Source organism: Grimontia indica (assembly GCF_000333895.2).
Lineage (GTDB): Bacteria > Pseudomonadota > Gammaproteobacteria > Enterobacterales > Vibrionaceae > Enterovibrio > Enterovibrio indicus.
The window spans coordinates 1-20639 of the sequence record NZ_ANFM02000024.1 but is presented as its reverse complement, the minus strand read 5'-3'; the positions used below and the strand labels follow the sequence as shown (position 1 = coordinate 20639).

At 50.5% G+C, this 20639-nt stretch carries 18 protein-coding genes; 2 read left to right on the top strand and 16 right to left on the bottom strand.

The window, feature by feature from the left end; genetic code table 11:
• Position 1: 1 nt before the first annotated feature.
• The 4 genes from rpsF to nsrR all read right to left on the bottom strand — a co-directional run bounded on the left by rpsF (position 2) and on the right by nsrR (position 4392).
• Complete coding sequence (gene rpsF / locus D515_RS13995) at positions 2-388, bottom strand: 30S ribosomal protein S6 (RefSeq protein WP_002539412.1); 387 nt, start codon at positions 386-388, stop codon at positions 2-4.
• A 197-nt stretch (positions 389-585) separates the two neighbouring features.
• Complete coding sequence (rlmB, locus tag D515_RS13990; RefSeq protein WP_002539410.1) at positions 586-1323, bottom strand: 23S rRNA (guanosine(2251)-2'-O)-methyltransferase RlmB; 738 nt, start codon at positions 1321-1323, stop codon at positions 586-588.
• Between the two features lie 3 nt (positions 1324-1326).
• Positions 1327-3843 carry a ribonuclease R gene (gene rnr / locus D515_RS13985; RefSeq protein ID WP_002539409.1) on the bottom strand — a complete coding sequence of 839 codons (2517 nt, stop codon included), beginning with the start codon at positions 3841-3843 and terminating at the stop codon, positions 1327-1329.
• Positions 3844-3957: 114 nt separating this feature from the next.
• Complete coding sequence (nsrR, locus tag D515_RS13980; protein WP_039850120.1) at positions 3958-4392, bottom strand: nitric oxide-sensing transcriptional repressor NsrR; 435 nt, start codon at positions 4390-4392, stop codon at positions 3958-3960.
• A gap of 251 nt (positions 4393-4643) precedes the next feature.
• Here nsrR and hmpA point away from each other — a divergent pair, with 251 nt between their 5' ends.
• A complete protein-coding gene (gene hmpA, locus D515_RS13975; protein ID WP_002539407.1) occupies positions 4644-5831 on the top strand; it encodes an NO-inducible flavohemoprotein in 1188 nt (395 codons plus the stop codon).
• Positions 5832-5892: 61 nt separating this feature from the next.
• Here hmpA and motX read toward each other — a convergent pair whose 3' ends face one another.
• From motX to D515_RS13915, 12 genes are all read right to left on the bottom strand, one after another.
• On the bottom strand, positions 5893-6513 hold the full coding sequence (gene motX / locus D515_RS13970; RefSeq protein ID WP_002539406.1) for a flagellar protein MotX: 621 nt from the start codon (positions 6511-6513) through the stop codon (positions 5893-5895).
• A 220-nt stretch (positions 6514-6733) separates the two neighbouring features.
• Complete coding sequence (locus D515_RS13965) at positions 6734-8050, bottom strand: adenylosuccinate synthase (protein ID WP_002539405.1); 1317 nt, start codon at positions 8048-8050, stop codon at positions 6734-6736.
• A 122-nt stretch (positions 8051-8172) separates the two neighbouring features.
• Entirely contained in the window at positions 8173-8367 is a 195-nt protein-coding gene (locus D515_RS13960; RefSeq protein WP_002539404.1) for a DUF2065 domain-containing protein, read from the bottom strand.
• Positions 8368-8446: 79 nt separating this feature from the next.
• Positions 8447-9334: a protease modulator HflC gene (gene hflC / locus D515_RS13955; RefSeq protein ID WP_002539403.1), complete on the bottom strand. Its 888-nt coding sequence runs from the start codon at positions 9332-9334 to the stop codon at positions 8447-8449.
• 2 nt (positions 9335-9336) lie between these two features.
• A complete protein-coding gene (gene hflK / locus D515_RS13950) occupies positions 9337-10491 on the bottom strand; it encodes an FtsH protease activity modulator HflK (protein WP_002539401.1) in 1155 nt (384 codons plus the stop codon).
• A 53-nt stretch (positions 10492-10544) separates the two neighbouring features.
• The gene (gene hflX / locus D515_RS13945; RefSeq protein WP_002539399.1) at positions 10545-11834 is read right to left on the bottom strand and encodes a ribosome rescue GTPase HflX; all 1290 of its coding nucleotides are present in this window, start codon (positions 11832-11834) and stop codon (positions 10545-10547) included.
• Between the two features lie 26 nt (positions 11835-11860).
• The gene (gene hfq / locus D515_RS13940; RefSeq protein WP_002539397.1) at positions 11861-12130 is read right to left on the bottom strand and encodes an RNA chaperone Hfq; all 270 of its coding nucleotides are present in this window, start codon (positions 12128-12130) and stop codon (positions 11861-11863) included.
• Between the two features lie 95 nt (positions 12131-12225).
• Positions 12226-13152: a tRNA (adenosine(37)-N6)-dimethylallyltransferase MiaA gene (gene miaA / locus D515_RS13935; RefSeq protein ID WP_039850119.1), complete on the bottom strand. Its 927-nt coding sequence runs from the start codon at positions 13150-13152 to the stop codon at positions 12226-12228.
• Positions 13145-15133 (bottom strand): DNA mismatch repair endonuclease MutL, encoded by a 1989-nt coding sequence (mutL, locus tag D515_RS13930; protein WP_002539394.1) that lies wholly within the window; start codon positions 15131-15133, stop codon positions 13145-13147. The genes miaA and mutL overlap by 8 nt, the downstream gene beginning before the upstream one ends.
• 2 nt (positions 15134-15135) lie before the next feature.
• Positions 15136-16845, bottom strand: coding sequence for an N-acetylmuramoyl-L-alanine amidase (locus D515_RS13925; RefSeq protein ID WP_002539392.1), 1710 nt, complete (start codon positions 16843-16845; stop codon positions 15136-15138).
• A 4-nt stretch (positions 16846-16849) separates the two neighbouring features.
• Positions 16850-17317: a tRNA (adenosine(37)-N6)-threonylcarbamoyltransferase complex ATPase subunit type 1 TsaE gene (tsaE, locus tag D515_RS13920; RefSeq protein WP_002539391.1), complete on the bottom strand. Its 468-nt coding sequence runs from the start codon at positions 17315-17317 to the stop codon at positions 16850-16852.
• Positions 17318-17351: 34 nt separating this feature from the next.
• Entirely contained in the window at positions 17352-18845 is a 1494-nt protein-coding gene (locus D515_RS13915) for a bifunctional ADP-dependent NAD(P)H-hydrate dehydratase/NAD(P)H-hydrate epimerase (RefSeq protein WP_002539389.1), read from the bottom strand.
• A 50-nt stretch (positions 18846-18895) separates the two neighbouring features.
• Here D515_RS13915 and queG point away from each other — a divergent pair, with 50 nt between their 5' ends.
• Complete coding sequence (gene queG / locus D515_RS13910) at positions 18896-20023, top strand: tRNA epoxyqueuosine(34) reductase QueG (RefSeq protein WP_152442378.1); 1128 nt, start codon at positions 18896-18898, stop codon at positions 20021-20023.
• Positions 20024-20639 lie beyond the last annotated feature (616 nt).

Below are 20639 nucleotides of genomic sequence, written 5' to 3'. Positions count from 1 at the left end.
ATTACTCAGCTGCTGCTTCGTCTTCAGATTGTGCTTCTGCACGCTCTTCGCGACGTGGTGCGCGCTCTTCTTTAGCCTTCATCATTACAGATGGCTCAGTGATAGCGCCTTTGGTACGCATGATCATGTTACGGATCACAGCGTCGTTGAAGCGGAACGCAGTTTCCAGCTCATCAATCACAGCTTGCTCAGCTTCAACGTTCATCAGAACGTAGTGTGCTTTGTGCAGCTTGTTGATTGGGTAAGCCAGTTGACGACGGCCCCAGTCTTCCAGACGGTGGATCTGACCACCTGACTCTTTGATAGAACCAGTGTAACGCTCGATCATGCCAGCAACTTGCTCGCTTTGATCAGGGTGCACCATGAATACGATTTCGTAATGACGCATTGGTTGCTCCTTACGGATTATTCAGCTTCCACGCTTGGCCCGGTCGTCCAGCGGAAGCAAGGAACGAAAGTAAAAGACCGGGAATTTGGAGGCAGGATAGTACAGAATTGCGCCGCTAATAGCAACAAAAAGCACAACGCCCGGAGAAATAAATCACCGGGCGTTGCTTTATCTGAAAACGGTCTGTTTTCTTGCGGTTATCCGCGGCGTTGTCGCACCGCTTCAAACAGACAGATACCAGTTGCCACAGACACGTTCAGGCTCGATACGCTGCCCGCCATTGGAATGCTGATGAGATCGTCACAGGTCTCGCGGGTCAGGCGGCGCATACCGTCACCTTCTGCGCCCATCACAATCGCCAATGGGCCAGTCAGTTTCGCATCGTAGACATCGTGGGTCGCTTCACCAGCGGTACCGACAAACCACACGCCTTTTTCCTGCAGTGCACGCATAGTGCGCGCCAGATTAGTCACACGAACCAATGGCACCACTTCTGCAGCGCCTACCGCCACTTTACGCGCCGTCGCATTCAATTGAGCAGATTTGTCTTTCGGTACGATAACCGCGCACACACCGGCAGCATCCGCGTTACGCAGACACGCACCCAGATTGTGTGGGTCAGTGACACCGTCCAGCACCAACAGTAGCGGGTTCTCTTTACCATCCAGAATGATATCGAGATCGTTTTCGTTGTACTGACGACCGGGTTTCACGCGGGCAATCAAGCCCTGGTGCGACGCACCTTTGGCTTTGTCATCCAGCGCCTTGCGACCCATTTCCTGCAGAGTGATGCCCAGGCGGGTCAACTCATTCAGTACAGGCAATACACGATCATCCTGACGGCCTTTCAGCACGAAGACTTCGATGAAGCGGGACGGATCAGATTCCAGTACGGCTTTAACGGCGTGGATGCCGTAAATCATTTCATTGCTCATGGATTACTTCTTATTCTTGCCTGCTTTGGCTGGTTTGCCTTTCTGCGCTTTTTTCTTGCGCACCTTCTCAGCCTTGGTTTTCTTCTTCGCCGGGTTTTCGCCTTTGCCGCCTCGTTTGCCAGCAGCTGCTTTTTCGCCGCGCTTTCCGGCCGGGGCTTTATCACCCTCACCTTTTGGAATCGCGCCGCGTTTTAATTGCTGACGAACAGACATACGCTCTTGGCGTGCTTCAGGATTTTTCCCTGACTCAGCGCGGCCTTTCTTGGCTTTATTACGGGCAGTTTTTCCTGCTCCGCGGGCTTTACGGGTTGTTCCGTCCAGCTCGAAATCGATCATCCTTTCATCAAGGTTGACGGATAATACTTTGACCGTGACCTGATCGCCAAGTCGGAAAATGCGACCAGAGCTCTCGCCCACCAGTTTTTGACCCACCATGTCGTAGTTGTAGTAGTCATTGTCAAGATTCGAGATATGCACCAGACCATCGATGTGCAGCTCGTTCAAACGTACAAAGAAGCCGAACCCTGTGACATTGGCAATGGTGCCTTCCATGACTTCGCCAACGTGATCCTGCATGTATTCACACTTCAGCCAGTCTGAAACATCACGCGTCGCGTCATCGGCGCGGCGTTCTGTCATCGAGCACTGTTCACCCATCACGTCCATATCGTCGAAGGAATAGTGGTAACCACCGGTTGGCGTCCAACGGTCTTTGTTACGTCCTTCTTCTTTGGCAATCAGATACTTGATCGCACGGTGCAGCAGCAAATCCGGATAACGGCGGATTGGCGAGGTAAAGTGCGCGTACTGTTTGAGCGCCAGACCAAAGTGGCCAGAGTTGTCGGCCTGATATACCGCCTGCTTCATGGAGCGCAGCAGCATGGTTTGGATAAGTTCCTGATCTGGACGTCCAGCAATCAAATGCGCCAGTTTGGCGTAATCGGTTGGAGATGGCTCTAAGCCACCTTCAAGCGCCAGACCCATTTCGCTCAAGAAGTCTTTAAAGCCGGTGAGTCGCTCTTCGCCCGGCGCTTCGTGCACGCGGTATAGCGCAGGCTCTTTGGCCTTCTCAACAAAACGCGCCGACGCGATGTTCGCCAGAATCATACATTCTTCGATGATCTTGTGGGCGTCATTACGCTCAACTGGCACAATGCGCTCAATCTTACGCATGGCGTTGAAGATGAATTTGGTCTCAACGGTTTCAAACTCAATCGCACCGCGCTGTTCGCGTGACGCTTTCAGCGCTTTGTACATGCGGTTCAACTCTTCCAGATGCGGAACCAAGGGCGCATAACGCTCACGAAGCTCTTCATCACCGTCCAGCATCGCGGCGACTTTGGTGTAAGTCAGGCGCGCGTGGGAGTTCATTACCGCTTCGTAGTGTTTGAAACCGGAAAGCTTGCCGGCTTCTGAAATGGTCATTTCACAGACCATGCACAAGCGGTCTACCTGCGGGTTCAGCGAACAAAGGCCGTTCGACAGCACTTCCGGCAGCATAGGAATAACCTGCGACGGGAAGTACACCGAGTTGCCGCGGTTTACCGCTTCTTTGTCTAACGCCGAGTCTGGTCGTACGTAGTAGCTCACGTCCGCAATCGCGACCCAAAGGCGCCAACCGCCTGATTTTTTCTTCTCACAGAAGACGGCGTCATCGAAGTCACGGGCATCTTCACCGTCAATGGTCACCAGTGGTAAATCACGCAGATCAACACGACCTTTTTTCGCGTCTTCCGGTACTTGCTCGGTGAAGCTCTTGATTTGTTTTTCGACGTCTTGCGGCCACTCATGCGGAATGTTGTGGGTACGGACGGCAATTTCGATTTCCATGCCCGGTGCCATGTTCTCACCGAGAACTTCGACCACTCGGCCAACCGGATTATGCTGGCGGGTTGGGCGTTGGAAGATTTCCACCACCACAACGTTACCCATGCGCGCGCCTTTGCGCTCGTCTTGCGGAATAACAATATCCTGACCCAAACGAGAATCGTCAGGTACCACAAAGCCCTGACCATTTTCGACAAAGTAGCGGCCCACAATCTGGCCTTTTCGCTCTTCCAGCACACGGACAACACGCGCCTCTTTACGACCACGTTTATCGGTACCAGCAGGTTGAGCAAGGATGAAATCGCCGTGCATCACCTGTTTCATCTGGTGATGTGGCAGCAGCCAGTCTTCGCGGTTGCCTTTCCCTTCAGGGCGCAGGAAACCGAAGCCATCACGGTGACCAATCACGGTACCTTTTACCAAGTCCAGACGCTCAGGCAGTGCATAGCATTGACGGCGGGTAAAAATCAGTTGGCCATCACGCTCCATCGCGCGCAGGCGTCGGCGCAGGCCTTCGTATTCTTCGTCGCTGCGCAAACCCAGTACTTCAAATAACTGGTCGCGGTTTACCGGTGTGGTAAAGCCTTTAATCACTTCAAGCAGATGCTCTCGGCTTGGCACAGGGTTGTCATATTTTTCTGCTTCACGCCCCAAAAAAGGGTCGTTGCTGTGTAGGTGTTTGTCTTGAGACATATAAGATTCCCGTTAGCGACATTGGCATATCAAGTATATCGCTTAAATATTTCGAAATTGGGTGCCCGTAGTCATTGCCAGTAAAAATTGGCATGACGTCTCACAGGGTGAGAATCAGATCGGGCGAACTGGGATAAGAAGGTGATGCAGGTCATTGTTGCCTGACACCATGTCTTGAAGTGTGTATTTATCCATCTCAGCAAGGAATGCCTCCAACGCTGCCGCTACGGCAGTTTTCAGGCGACAGGCTGGCGTGATGTGGCAATTTTGCGGCGCACAGTTGACGAGTTGCAACGGTTCAAGTGAACGGATCACTTCCCCGATAACAATCGTGTCAGCTGGCTTGCCGAGTCGAATCCCCCCGTTCTTTCCCCGCACGGCTTCAACGTAGCCGACCTGACTCATACGGTGAATGATCTTCACCATGTGATTGCGGGAAACCCCATACTTCTCGGTGACCACGGTAATACTGGTCAACTCTCCGGGAGGCAGCATAGCCAGATACATAAGCGCCCTAAGGCCATAGTCTGTAAAGCTGGTTAATTGCACGTTTTCAAATCTCCTTGCACACATTGTACTCTTATCACAGACAAAAGGCGCGTACTCTCTGATTTTCTTTCTGTTTATACCCAAACAACCTGATAAAGCAGGATTCAGGTTGTTTGGGTATACACGTCTTCGCCGTTTTCACTGACCGTTTTATGGAATTTTGGTTGATCTAAACATTCATTTCATATACAACTTTAAACATGCATTTCAAATGAAGCTTTAAAAACACAAAACATAAGAAGGTAACCCTCATGCTCAACGAGAAAACCATTGAAATAGTGAAGTCTACTGCCCCTTTGCTTGCTGAAACTGGCCCAAAACTGACTGCGCATTTTTACGAGCGCATGTTCAGCCGACACCCTGAACTCAAAGATATTTTCAACATGAGTAACCAGTTTACGGGAGCTCAACGCGAGGCACTTTTCAATGCGGTCTACGGCTATGCCGCCAACATTGATAACTTGCCAGCCCTGCTTCCAGTGGTGGAAAAGATCGCGCAAAAGCACGCGAGCTTTAATATCACACCGGAAATGTATGCCATCGTCGGTGAAAACCTGTTGGCTACAATTGACGAGCTTTTCTCGCCAGGTCAGGAAGTGTTAGATGCATGGGCAGAAGCCTATGGAGTGCTCGCGCAGGTTTTCATTAATCGAGAAGAGGAAATCTACCAACAGAATGCTGGCTCTAACGGCGGCTGGCGTGGAACACGCACTTTCAAGCTGGTCAGCAAAACACCCGAGAGTGAAGTGATCACCAGTTTCATTTTCGCCCCTGTCGATGGTCAGCAAGTGGCGGACTACGTGCCGGGACAATACATCGGTATTTACCTGTCTCCTGAACAGTTTGCCAATCAGGAAATCCGTCAATATAGCCTGTCTGCCGCCCCAAATGGTGAGCTTTACCGTATCTCTGTGAAACGAGAAGCTCAGGGAACGGTTTCGAGTTATCTACACGATCACCTCAATGTGGGCGATACCGTTGAGCTCGCGCCACCAACCGGCGACTTTTTCTTCCATTCAGACAATGACACCCCTGTTGCGCTGATTTCAGGCGGTGTTGGGCTGACGCCTATGCTGTCGATGCTGGAATCTCTCAGCAGCAAGCATGATGCCGAAATCCACTGGCTACATGCTGCTGAAAATGGCGATCACCACGCTTTTGGTGCTCATATTGATACCTTGCTGAGCCAGCATCATACTGCCAAGCGTGACGTATGGTTCCGTGAGCCTTCAAACGCAGATTTGCCGGGCGAACAATTTGACCATCAAGGCCTGATAGACATCAGCAAAGTTGAAGGGTTAACCCAAGGTTCGAGCCGAGACTTTTATCTTTGTGGCCCCGTCGGTTTCATGCAGGCTGTTGCCACACAGCTTGTGGATGCGGGCATCAGCAAAGACCGAATATTCTATGAGTGCTTTGGCCCACATAAAGTGATTTAAGCGTTCACCTAAAAGCAAAAATGCCCGCAATCTGCGGGCATTTTTTAATTCGTTCTGGTCATCACCAATAGGTATCGCGTCGTTTCGCGCGGGCAATGACATTTCGCGGCATTTTGTCTTCCAACGCTCTTCGTAGTAGGGCAATGCGATTGTGCGTGGATGTGTCAGCGGTAATGGTGTGATACAGCCAGCGATAGGCATCTTCGTAATCCAATGGGCTGCCGTAATCAGCCACCAGAAGCTCGGCTAATTGAAGCCTCGCCCGAGTGTTCCCTAGAGATGCGGCTTCACGCAAGTATGGGATCGCCCGTTCTTTGTCCTGCTGCACCAAAGTGCCTTTGGAGTAATAGCGACCAAGTTGCTCTAGCGCTGCAGGCAAACCCTGCTGCGCCGCGACCTGCATATAATAAACGCCAGTTTCGACATCTCTGTCGACACACACACCCCATGCCAACATATCACCATAAAGGAACTGGTAAGCTGGGGATTCAACGCGAATGGCGCGGGCCTCGATATCTTGAAGGAGCTGACAATCGTCTTCTTTCACCTTCTTGAGGTGCGTATTCGACTCAAACAGGCGGATCAGTTGCGACTCTTCATACACAGGAAGAGCCGGACCCACTTCCGCTTTCGCGAAAGGGCTGGCTAACATCATGGATATAAATAAGGTACGCAGTTTCATGCCTTCCCACTATACAGGTATTGTTCTGCCAAAAAGAGGAAACATCCGCCTCTTTGGCCTTGGATACGGTGTGTCTTGCCTAACTTATATCGGCAAGGATTTGCCGAACTTTACCCTTTTTCCGGCGAAAAATTTCCGCCGACTAATATCAACAGTATAAGGCCGATTGGGCAAAAAAAAACCAGCCTTGAAGGCTGGTTTTTTTTTCACCGGAAACCGATTAAGACGCGAAAGGATGAACCTTGATGATGGTCTCGTTACGGTCTGGACCAGTAGAGATGATGTCTACTGGCACGCCGGTCAGTTCTTCGATACGCGCAATGTAATCCAGTGCAGCCTGCGGAAGCTCTTCGATAGACTTAGCACCGAAAGTCTTCTCACTCCAACCTGGAACGGTTTCGTAGATTGGTGTGATGTTCTCGTACTCGTCAGCCGCCATCGGTGAAACATTCAGGATGGTGCCGTCAGCTTTCTGGTAACCCGTACAGATTTTGATTTCTTCCAGACCGTCCAGAACGTCCATCTTGGTCAGACAGAAGCCAGTGATCGAGTTGATCTGGATTGCGCGGCGCATTGCAACCGCATCAAACCAACCAGTACGGCGCAGACGACCGGTAGTCGCGCCAAACTCGTGGCCAACAGTACCCAGGTGCTTACCGATTGGATCTTGTTTCTCTTGACCGTCATAGAGTTCAGTCGGGAAAGGACCAGAACCTACGCGGGTGCAGTATGCTTTTGCGATACCCAGGATGTAGCCCAGGTGACGAGGACCAAAGCCAGAACCTGCAGCAACACCACCAGCGGTAGTGTTTGAAGACGTTACGTATGGGTAAGTACCGTGGTCGATGTCCAGTAGCGTGCCTTGCGCGCCTTCGAACATGATCTTGTCGCCACGCTTACGTGCGTCATCCAGTTCTTGGGTCACGTCGATAACCATGCTGGTCAGGATGTCAGCTTGCTCCATCACTTTCGCCAGGGTTTCTTCGTAGCTTACTGGTTCAGCTTTGTAGAAATGCTCCAACTGGAAGTTGTGCAGTTCCATCACTTCTTTAAGCTTCTCGGCAAACGCTTCTTTATCGAACAGGTCACCAACGCGCAGACCGCGGCGGGCAACTTTGTCTTCGTAAGCAGGACCGATACCGCGACCGGTTGTACCGATTGCTTTCGCGCCACGTGCTTTTTCACGCGCCATATCAAGGGCGATGTGATAAGGAAGAATTAGCGGACAAGCTTCTGACAGGAAAAGACGCTCACGTACTGGAATGCCACGTTCTTCCAGACCGCTCATTTCTTTCATCAGGGCGTCTGGGGACAAAACAACACCGTTACCGATGATGCATTTTACGTTGTTGCGAAGAATGCCAGAAGGAATCAAGTGAAGAACGGTTTTTTCACCGTCAATGACAAGAGTGTGACCTGCGTTGTGGCCGCCTTGGTAGCGAACAACGTACTGAGCGTCTTCAGTCAACAGATCAACGATTTTACCCTTACCTTCGTCACCCCATTGGGTGCCGAGAACGACTACGTTATTACTCATCTTTTCCAGTCAGTTGATGATTAAAACGGGATTCTAGCACCATCGTTTGAAGGATGCAGTCATTTTTTGAGCGCCGTCCTGCTTATGGTCATCGGGCTGTCACAGTTTTTTGCTCTTTCGATTTACTTGGACGGCCACATCATATATGCGATTACCGCACCAGCGACGACTAAACACCCGCCAATACGACGTAGGGTAGCATCAGGTAACAGGCTCATTTCGCTGACCATTTGCCGCCATTTTTTCGGTACCAACATCGGCCCCAGCCCTTCAACTACCAGCACTAAACCCATTGCAAGCCACAACTCATTGCCCATTTTTTTACTCTCGTTCGTTTGGATAAAAAAAAGACAAGGCATGACGCCTTGTCTTTTCTGTTTTGCTGTCTGGCAACGATTAGTTTGCCTTCAACGTTGGCTCTTTCATGTACTGGAAGAACTCACTGTTCGGGTCGACTACCATGATGTCGCCCTTGTTGTTGAAGCTCTTCTCGTAAGCTTGCAGAGAGCGCAAGAAGTTATAAAACTCAGGCTCTTTGTTGAAGGTATTTGCATAGATCCTTGCAACTTCTGCATCTGCCTCACCACGTGTTACACGTGCAGTACGCTCTGCTTCTGCCAAAACAGTAGCCACTTCCAGTTCAGCCTGAGCGCGGATAACTTCCGCCTTCTCACGGCCTTGTGAACGGTGACGACGGGCAACAGTTTCACGCTCAGCACGCATACGAGCGTAGATTGACTCACTGATTTCATCAGGCAGGTTGATCTTCTTGATACGAAGGTCAATCACTTCAATGCCGATGTCGTTAGCACTTTCCTGAAGTTCACTCAGTACGTCTGCCATCACCTGCTCGCGCTTCTCGGACACGATTTCCTTAATGGTTTTCGAACCGATTTCTGCACGCAAACCATCTGCCACTTTACGTTGCAGAAGGGCTTCAGCAGTCAGACGGTTACCACCACCTGTTGAAAGGTAGTACTGACCGAAATCTTTGATTTTCCACTTCACGTAGGAGTCGATGATCACGTCTTTTTTCTCAGACGTTACAAAACGGTCTGATTGGTCATCCATGGTCTGGATACGTGCATCCAGCACTTTAACGCTGTCGAAAACAGGAACTTTAAAATGAAGTCCCGGCGGATAAATTTTCGCCATGTCATCGTCAGCTTTCAGTACACGACCGAAACGAATCACAATACCGCGGTCTCCTTCGTCGACGACGAATACTGACATCAAGCCTAAAACGAGCGATATGATGATTAGAGGAATTAACAACTTACGCATAATTAATATCTCCCCTGGCGCGAAGTCGACGAACGGCTGTTGCTTGGCGCTGCAGATTGCGTCGAGCTTTCCAGCTCAATGCCGTAATCTGATGCATTGCTGTTAACCGTGGTCGAACGTTGCTGAGGAGTTTGGTTCATCAGCTTATCCAATGGCAGGTAAAGCAGGTTGTTACCGCCTTCCTGTGAATCAATCAACACTTTACTGGTGTTACCGAAGACGTTCTCCATGGTCTGGAGGTACAGACGGCTACGTGTGACTTCAGGTGCAGCCTGATATTCAGGCAGCAGCTTCTCGAACTGCGCTACGTCACCCTCTGCTTCATTAACAGTTTTCTCTTTGTAACCCAGTGCTTCTTTCTTCAGACGCTCTGCACGACCCGTTGCTTTAGGCAAAATATCGTTGCGATAAGCTTCTGCTTCACGAATGAAACGCTCTTCATCCTCACGCGCTGCAATGGCGTCATCGAATGCGTCTTTGACCTGCTCCGGTGGACGTGCTGTATCAAAGTTCACATCAACCACCAGCAGACCCATGTCGTAACGGTCCACGATGCGGTTGATTTCAACTTCAGTGCGTTCACGGATTTCCTGACGACCAGAGGTCAGGATTTGGTCCATCACAGCATCACCAATCACTGCACGCAGCGCAGAGTCAGTTGCCTGACGCAGGCTGTCGTCGGCATTGGTGACTGCAAACAGATATTTCTTAGGATCAGCAACGCGATATTGCACGTCCATTTCAACACGCACGACGTTTTCGTCTTTGGTCAGCATGTCGCCTGAACCGCGCAAAGAACGAATGGCCTGAACGTTTACCGGAGTCACTTCATCGATAAACGTTGGCTTCCAGTTCAGACCTGGCTGCACAATGCGGTTGTATTCACCAAAGCGCAGCACGACACCGCGCTCAGCTTCACCGATAGTGTAAAAGCCTGAGACACCCCAGATAACTGCACCCACAACGGCAATTACGCCCAAACCAGCAGCACCGCTGCCACCAAAAGACGGCCCTTTGCCGCCAAACAAGCCACTCAGTTTGCGGCTTAGCTTGCCAAACACCTCATCGAGGTCCGGCGGCCCTTGGTCACGACCTCCGCGGTTTCCCCACGGGTCTTTGTCCTGACCGCCATTGTTTCCTGGCTCATTCCACGCCATTAGAGCACTCCATCAGTATGATATGACGATAGTTTTTATACTGTAACAGGCTGTCAGTTGACGATAAAGTCGCCTAACTCACTGCCTTCCCTTTTTTTCAACCTCAACCAGTCTGTTTGAGGTAACCGCACGTCGACCAGCAAATGTCCGTCCTGCTCGTATTCTTCATGCGTAATACAGCGCAACTGACAGAATTTACTGTGCATTCTGCCGATAGCCGCAGGTGGAATACGTAAGCGATAGCTTACCATAGTCCCCGCCAGCCTCTCGGTCAGTGCCTCAAAAAGAAGATCTATGCCCTGATCTGCTAGTGCAGATACATAGACAACACGAGGTAAACCTTCTTCATCACGCTCAATTCGTGGCGAGGCCTCTTCCATGTTGTCGATTTTGTTCATCACCAACAGTGTTGGGATTTCATGAGCATCGATTTCTTCAAGTACCACGTCAACCGCTTCGATGTTTTCGCGGAAGCGATCATCACTGGCGTCGATAACATGCAGAAGCAAAGCTGCTTCCTGTGTTTCCTGCAAAGTGGCTTTAAACGCCGCGACCAGATCGTGCGGTAGGTGGCGGATAAAACCAACGGTATCAGCAAGAATCACGTCACCAACATCTTCCACCTCAATCTTACGCAACGTCGGATCTAGGGTCGCGAACAGCTGATCCGCTGCGTAGACCCCCGCTTCAGTAATGCGGTTAAAGAGGGTGGATTTGCCAGCGTTGGTGTATCCCACCAGCGAGACGGTTGGTACTTCAGCACGGCTTCGAGCTCGTCGCCCTTGCTCGCGCTGTTTAGACACTTTCTCAAGTCTACGCAAAATTGCCTTAACGCGATCACGCAGCAATCGACGGTCAGTCTCAAGCTGGGTCTCACCCGGACCACGCAAACCAATCCCCCCTTTCTGACGCTCCAAGTGCGTCCAGCCTCTGACGAGTCGGGTGGAAAGGTGGCGAAGCTGCGCCAGCTCGACCTGCAACTTACCTTCGTGAGTCCGGGCACGCTGTGCAAAGATGTCCAGGATCAGACCAGTGCGATCAAGCACTCGACATTTGACCAGACGTTCAAGGTTTCGTTCTTGCGCAGGAGAAAGCGCATGGTTGAAGATAACAATGTCAGCCCCTGTCAATCGAACTGCATCAGCGATTTCTTGGGCTTTACCTTCACCAACGAAGTATTTGGAATGCGGGGACTGCCGACTGCCCGTAATGGTTTGCAGCCTGCTAACCCCCGCTGACGATACCAGCATTTCAAATTCGCTGAGATCTTCCCATTCGCCTTCCTGGGTGAAGTTGATATGAACTAAAACAGCCTGTTCACCGGCTTCATAACGGTCAAACAAGCGATCAACTCCTTACCAAAGGATTATTACTCCTCAGTCTTCTCTTGCTGACGTTCGTTTGGCGAACGCTCAGAGTTGTTGTGATGGTGGTTCACTGGGCGAGCTGGGACCACGGTAGAAATCGCGTGCTTGTAAACCATTTGGTTTACAGTGTTTTTCAGCAGGATCACGAACTGGTCAAAAGATTCGATCTGGCCCTGAAGCTTGATACCGTTTACCAAATAGATAGAAACAGGTACACGTTCACGACGCAGTGCGTTCAGAAATGGGTCTTGTAGAGATTGCCCCTTAGCCATTTTTAATTTTCCTTATTGGTTTGTAGTTGTATTAGCAACAATAAAATCAACAATGCCGCTTACAACAACCCAAAGTATACCTGTCTCTTCCTAGATCAGGTCAGACACTTTGTGACTGTTTGTAACGATAGCTCGGCATCGTCGCTATCAAGCCATGTCAAATTATCCCAGCTGCGAAGCCAGGTGATCTGACGTTTGGCTAACTGACGGGTTGCGCACACACCTCGATAAACTGCATCGTCAAGCGAACAGCTACCCGCCAAATAATCCCACATCTGTCGGTACCCAACGCAGCGGATCGACGGCATATCAGGATTCAGATCGCCACGATCATACAGCTTGCGTACCTCCGCTTCGAAACCCGCTTCCATCATTTTCTGGAAACGCAGCTCAATACGGCGATGCAGTTCTCCCCTTTCCTTAGGGGCTATAGCAAATTGGTGAACCTCATATGGCAATGGTTCACCTTTGGTTTCGGTCAACTCAGTGAGAGTTTTACCCGAAATACGAAAAACTTCCAGCGCTCTCGACAATCGTTGAGGATCATTCGGGTGGATCCTCGCACCTGCGACAGGGTCAATGTTGCATAACTCATCATGCAGAGCCTGCCAACCGTGTTCCTTTGCTTCCTGTTCAATTTTAGCGCGAATCGCTGGATCCGCGGGTGGCAAAGGTGACAAACCTTCTAATAATGCTTTGAAGTAAAGCATGGTACCACCAACCAAAAGGGGAATTCTCCCTTTTGCGACAATCTCTTCCATTTCCCGCAAGGCATCAGCACGGAAATCAGCCGCTGAGTAAGCTTCTGACGGATCGAGGATGTTGATCAAACGGTGTGGAGCCAGTGCCAATTCATCTGCAGTTGGTTTGGCGGTGCCGATATCCATCTCTTTGTAGATAAGGGCGCTGTCGACACTGATGATCTCGACAGGAAATTGTTTTCTCAGGCCGATCGCCAGATCAGTTTTACCCGACGCGGTAGGCCCCATTAAAAAAATTGCCTTCGGCAATGGCTTAGTCATGTTTAAAAGCTTCTATTGCCGCTGCTACGTCAACCGGACGCAACAACGTTGAATAATGCGCTGCCAGCCTTTCCTGCCAGCAGTTTTCTAAGTCAGAGATCAGTGTAACGGCTTGTGATAAACCATAGACGTCTGTTTTTTGCGTCGCCTGATCTGCAAACCAGTTTGCCAGTAACTCAGCCGACAAAGTGTCAGATTCGCTGGTAAGAAATGTCATCAACGAAGGAATGAGCTGCTGCAAGTTATGATTGCGTACAGGCTGACAAACCGCCATCACCATCAATTGGGTTGGCGACTTTTGACGAAGAAGCATACCAAATTGCTGAAGCAGACTTTCATGTTTCGCAATCAATGCCAATTCTTCCGTCGAAGCGGGCAGCGCCTGTGGGATCAGAAGCGGCTGTGCTTTCAAGCCTTCACCCTCTGCCGCAGCATGGAATTGTCCAAGCATGGCGAGGTAAGAGGCGGCATCCAAATCCAGTAGGGCTATACCCTCGGTACGTTGAAGCAACAAATACTTAGACGACACCACGGCCAACGCCTTACCTAAGCCATTTCCTGCATGCCCGACGGAAACGGGTGTTTGCACCACTGATGAAGGCGTAAAGACAGGTGGCGCTTCGGCTACCTGCGTATCCGCAGGTGGGACAACAGGCGTTGTCATGAGTGCTTGATACACTTTTTGTTCACGCTTTGATGGGGCGTTATCACCATATTGCTCTCGGCGTGAGCCGCTGCCAGATGAGTGGCCAAGGCTTGACCCTCGTGGACTTTGCCCTGACGACTGTGGCCGCCATTCTGTGTGTTCAGTCTGACCAGGGTAGTTTGAGTATGAGGCATTTCCCGCCCCCTGAGGCTCCAACGAATCATGAATTTCAGGTGTTGGGGTGTCAGGCATGGTTTCAGGCTGGGTAGCATTCTGCCCACTGCTGAGATCACTCACTGGCGGATGTTCAAACTCAAGTGCAGGTGCTTGTTCCGCTGCAACTTGCATCAGGGCATCGGCTACAGCCTGATAGATAAAGTCATGAACCAAGCGGGCCTGATGGAAACGGACTTCATGCTTGGCAGGGTGAACATTCACATCCACCTGGTGCGGCTCGATGTCAATATAAAGAACGTAAGCGGCGAATTGATCAGGACGCAATGATGCTTCATAGCCCTGTCGAATCGCGTGATTGATGAGTTTGTCTTTCATCATCCGCTGGTTCACAAAGCAGTGCTGAATATCGTTCTGGGCCCGCGCACCTTCCGGCGTACAAATCCAGCCATGAAGGGTTAAACCCTGATGTTCAAGGCTCACTGCCACAGAGCTTTTTACAAACGGCGAACCGCAAATAGCCGCCAGTCGCTTTTCACGCTGGGCATCGTTCGATGCTGCGCGGTACTGGCGCACGATGGTGCCGTTGTGACGAAGGGTAATAGCCACATCAAAACGGCTCAACGCAATGCGCTTCAGAAGCTCATCAATATGGCCGAATTCGGTTTTATCGGTGCGGAGAAACTTGCGGCGGGCTGGTGTATTAAAGAATAAATCCACCACCTCAACCGTCGTGCCGACTGGATGGGCCGCAGGTTTAACCTGCACAGCCATATCACGCCCTTCCGCATAGGCAGACCAGGCTTCTGATTGAGTGATAGTTCTCGATGTAAGGGTGAGTCGCGATACCGAGCTGATACTCGCCAGTGCCTCACCACGAAACCCAAGACTGATAATCGCTTCGAGGTCATCAAGGCAAGAAATCTTAGAGGTCGCGTGACGGCTGAGCGCCAATTCGAGTTCTTCTTTGGCTATGCCTGAGCCGTTGTCTCGAATGCGGATAAGCTTGCTGCCGCCTTTTTCGATATCAACATCAATGCGGGTCGCCCCAGCATCAATGCTGTTTTCAACAAGCTCTTTTACGACAGAAGCAGGCCTTTCAACCACTTCGCCTGCCGCAATCTGGTTTGCCAGACGTGCAGGTAGGATTTGAATTGCCATGCTTAACTCCCAGGAATAATCAGGGTCTGGCCGATAGCCAACTCGTCAGAACGCAACTTATTGGCACGACGGATACTGTCTACCGTCACCCCATAATTGCTGGCGATTTTACCCAGATACTCTCCGCGTTGCACTTTGTGCTGCTTGTCTTTGGGCTGGACACCCACAATTTTCAGTCTCTGCCCTATCGCCAGTTCATCTGAGCGCAGCTTGTTGGCACTGCGAATACTGGCAACACTGACATCATATTCCTGCGCGATTTTACCCAAGAACTCTCCACGTTTGACGGTGTGAGTCACTGTTTTACCCGAAGGTGACGCGGGTTTTGCACTGGCACCTGAAGACGAAGGTTTCGAGGCATTGGTCAATGCCCCAACGTTGACGTCTGGCACTGTCAGTACCTGACCAACTTTCAGATTATTGGATTTCAAGCCGTTTGCCGCTTTGATCGCCGACACTGAGCTACCGTATTTACTGGCGATGACAGACAGGGACTGGCCTGACGTGACTTTGTGTTTAATGCCGTTCTTACGCGCCGCCATCAAGGTGCCATCTGGTGGGAAATCCTCAAAATAGGTCAACACACCTTTATATACAGCATTGGCAATCTTGTTTTGGTGGCTGGAGCTCAGCAACAGCTTTTCTTCCTGTGGGTTGGTGATAAAACCCGCCTCAACCAACAGAGAGGGAATATCTGGGGATTTCAGCACAGCAAGACTCGCGTGTTCCGGGCTGGATTTGTGAAGTTTTGTCACTTTACCCATTTCTTTCAGCACGCGAACTGCAACGTCATACCCCTCTTTTTGTGAGTTACTGAACTGCAAGTCCAACACCGCACGGCTCAGGTATTCGTCCTCGTTGTCATTCAGCAGCGCACCACCACCTAACAGGTTCGATTGCTCTTCGTGCTTCTCAATCCAACGACCAATTTCACTGTTCGCGCGACGACGGGACAGTACCCATACAGACGCACCACGAGGCTGTGGTTTGTGGAAACCATCAGCATGAATAGACACCAAAAGATGCGCTCCCTTACGGCGAGCAATATCCGAGCGCTTGTTAAGATCGACGAAGTAATCACCATTACGCGTCAGTACCGCTTTCATGCCTGGCACCGCGTTAATCTTGGCGGCGACTTGGCGCGAAATAGCCAGTGTTACGTGCTTTTCGTATTTACGTCGTGGTCCCACGGCACCCGGATCGTTTCCTCCGTGGCCTGGGTCAATGGCGATAATAATGTCGTCGGTACCAAACGGCAGTGCGGTCTGGGTTTCGGCTGTAGCGGCAGGCTTGGCAGGTTTCACCGCGACGGTTTTCTTTCCGTGAGGAATATCAATCACCAGACGGTGGCCATATTCACCGCCGGGTGCCAGCGGAAACAGACGCGGGACACTTTGATCCTTAAGTTCAAAGACCAAACGGTATGTTTTGTTGTCAGGCGGATTGCTCTTGCGGATTTTCGTCAGAATTTTACTGTCGCTGACCGTTTTAGGCAGTGTCATCCCCAGGGTCGTGTCTTTCAGATCTACCACCAGGCGATTCGGTTTGGTCAGGGTAAAATAGGTATAGGAAGGATCATCGGCCAAATCCATCACCACGCGCGTTTCATCCGGCGCAGGCCAGATCCGCACATTTTCCAGTGAATTAGCCAGTACAGGAGAAAGTGCACCAAACCAGCATAGCAACCCTGCTAACACGCCCCGCCAAAGCATATCGTTATTTCCACTCCAGTTTTGCCAGCAACGCTTCACCAACAGGCGTATTGGCCTGAACCTGCACTGTGCGTTGTTCATCGTTATATTTCAGTGTGATATCAAGATCAGGTTGCGGCAACAAACCTTCGCCTTTTTCTGGCCATTCAACCAAACAAAGTGCGTCAGGTGTGAAGTAATCCCGGATCCCCATGAATTCAAGCTCTTCAGGATCAGCCAATCGGTACAAATCAAAGTGATAGACTTGCCAGCTATCCAGTTGGTAGGGTTCAACCAGAGTATAAGTCGGGCTCTTTACGTTGCCAGAATGGCCAAGAGACTGGATGAATCCGCGAGAAAAAGTGGTTTTTCCTGCACCCAGATCGCCATGAAGATAAATGGTTGTTTGCTGCGCGCAGGCGCTTGCGACAGCTGCACCAAAGGCCACTGTTGCTTGCTCATCGGCAAGCTCAGTCATAAAAGTCTGTGTCATGTTTCTCACTGCTTTTCTGCGATAAGGCGCTACCCTATCGCGATTCTGTTTTTATGTTGTTGCCAAGAAGCGGGAGCAAATCACTGGCGATCAGGCCACGCTCACCGTCTTGTGCAGCAATATCTGCTGCATAGCTATGTAAGTAGGCACCAAAACTGGCTGATTCCGACAGCGAAGACATCTGTGCTACGCATCCGGCAATCACACCAGTCAGAACATCCCCCATGCCGCCACAGGCCATTCCAGGGTTGCCCGCATCGATGATCTGTAAAGTACTGCCATCATAAACGATTGTGCCTGCGCCTTTAAGCACCACTACGCCACCATAGCGTTTATGTAACTCTTTGACGGCAGAAAAACGATCCCGTTCAATTTCTGTTACGTGAGTACTCAATAAATTTGCGGCTTCTCCAGGATGTGGAGTCAAAATCCAGTTATCCCTGCGCATCGGAGATAATGCCAAGAGATTCAATGCGTCAGCATCCACCACCATGGGGATCCCACACGCCCCCGCGGCATCAAAGAGTTTCTTCGCCCACTCGCTTTGACCAAGACCGGGACCAATAGCAATCACATCAGCCCATCGCAGCGTTTCCTCTAACGCTTCAATGCCGTCATCTTCAAGCCACCAACGTGTCATCAATTCAGGCTGACGCGCCAACACTGCCGGAATATGGCTTTCATCGGTGAGCACCGCGACGAGCCCGGCGCCGCTTCGCAGTGTCGCCTGACCACTGAGGATAATTGCCCCACCCATTCCTTTTTGGCCACCAATACAAATGACGCGTCCAGCTTGCCCTTTGTGTGCACTATTTTGGCGTTGTGGCTCCAGTGTCTTGGCAAGAGTATGCGTCAGCAGTTTAGACGAAGCAGAGATATGCGCAGCAAACTCCTCTCCAATACCCAAGCCGTCATAGAGAATGTCACCACAATGATCGCGCGCCTTGCCGGTAAAGAGGCCTTGCTTCAATCCCACGAAGCTGACGGTGCAATCTGCGATGACGGCCTCACCCCAGACGTGTCCGGTATCCGCATCCAAGCCACTGGGAAGATCCACCGCGATCTTGGGGCAGTTAATCGCATTGATAGCACTAACTGCTAACAGGTATGCGCCGGATAAATCGCGGCTGAGCCCGGTACCAAAGAGCGCATCAACGATCAGATCATAATCACCATCAGGAAAGGCACCTTGTACAATCAAGCCACCAGCAGCCACAAACTTCTGCTGCGCTTTTAACGCATCGCCGCTAACGCTAGATGGGTCGGCAACCGACCAGAGGGTTACCGACATATTGGCTTCCAAAGCTAATCTCGCAATAACATAGCCATCACCGCCGTTATTACCGCTACCACAACATACGAAGATCGATTCTGCATCAGGCCAACGATCTTTCATCGCTTCAAAGACAGCACGTCCTGCGAGTTCCATCAGGTTGTACATTTCTACGCCAAGATCTGCTGCGATCTTGCGCTCTCCGTCTCTGACCTGATCCGATCGGTAAAGCGAGTGTGGTAGACTTGCGCTCATCTTAGTTTTTCCTTGCTGATCTTATGTCTGAGTCCCGATCTTCTTTGTCGATCAATTTTACCCAACTTGCTGAAAATATCAGGCAATGGGGACATGAACTAGGATTTCAGCATATTGGGATCACTGATGTTGATCTCAGTCAGCATGAAGCTCAGTTGCAACGCTGGCTCGATAATGGCTATCACGGGGAAATGGAATGGATGGTACGCCATGGCATGATGCGCGCCCGTCCTCAGGAACTGGTTGAAGGCACAGTCCGCGTGATCAGTGCCAGAATGAACTACCTCCCGCCAGATGCGGGGTTTGCCAAAACATTGGAAACGCCTTCTCTCGCCTATATCAGTCGTTATGCGCTCGGCCGTGACTACCACAAACTCATCCGCAACCGCCTGAAAAAATTAGGGCAGCGAATTGAAGAAGAAGTTGGGAAATTCGGCTATCGACCTTTTGTCGACTCTGCCCCGGTTCTGGAACGTCCACTGGCAGAGAAGGCCGGTCTTGGCTGGACAGGCAAGCATTCGCTGTTGCTCAGTGAAGACGTCGGTTCCTGGTTTTTTCTGGGTGAACTGCTGATTGATCTGCCCTTACCAGTGGATGAGCCAACAGAAAGTCAGTGTGGCAAGTGCGTAGCATGTATTACCTCTTGCCCAACTGATGCCATTGTTGGCGACACCATTGTCGATGCCAGACGTTGTATTTCTTACCTCACGATTGAACTTGATGGTGAAATCCCAGAAGAGTTTCGTGAGGCGATGGGGAACCGGATCTATGGCTGTGATGACTGCCAGTTGGTTTGTCCATACAACCGCGAAGCTGAGTTAACCAACGAGTCTGATTTTTATGGGCGAGAAAGCTTGGTCCAACAACCTCTGAAAACGTTGTTCAGCTGGGATGAATCCACATTTTTGAAAGAAACTGAGGGTTCGGCCATTCGCCGTATAGGCCACGAAAAATGGCGCCGCAACCTCTCTGTGGCCATGGGAAACGCCCCTTATGATCCAGAGATTATTGAACTTTTGGAATCGGCCAAAGGATTCTCTGCTATGCTTGATCAGCACCTTGATTGGGCGCTTGAACAACAGATTAAACGCCGAAATGAACATGCTGTTGATGTTCTGCCTTCCTCAACCAAGAGGTTAGTCAGAATCGTTCAGAAAGGCCTACCAAGGGATGCCTAAGCGCAATCGTGCGGTAGTGGAAAGTCACCTATCTGCTCAAAATTAATGCAAAAACAAGACATAGATTCACTTCTTCTGCGAAATGTGGAAAACCTTTTCAGTACGCTATAAAACAGTGCATGCTGATAAAGTTAAACACACTCTGTGAATAATCTCAGATGAAAGTCACGAAAGGTGATGAAACTGGGGATAATCTTTTGAAAACATTGAAACTCGAAACTTTAAAATCATTAAAAACATAGAGTTACAACAAAAACAATTCACAGGGATCAGTTTTCCACCGATCAACATCCGCACAAATAACTCTGAGTAACGTCACATCTTCTGATATTCATCAACGGCTTTACCCACAAGCTAGACTTTGTGGATAACTCTGTTAAGAAACACGATAAAAAGGTGCTCAAAGCGTGATGCAGACACGTTACTGCAAAAAACTCATTCAGATTGTATTTGGGCTAGACCTTGCCCGGAGATAATGCTTCACAGCATTAAAGACAACGACCCGCTACACCCTAAAAATAACTGGTGCATTCAATGCGGAGTGTTGGTGCTTACAGATGATGTTCTGTAAGAAATTTGGAGCGACACACGAGGTTCGAACTCGTGACCTCAACCT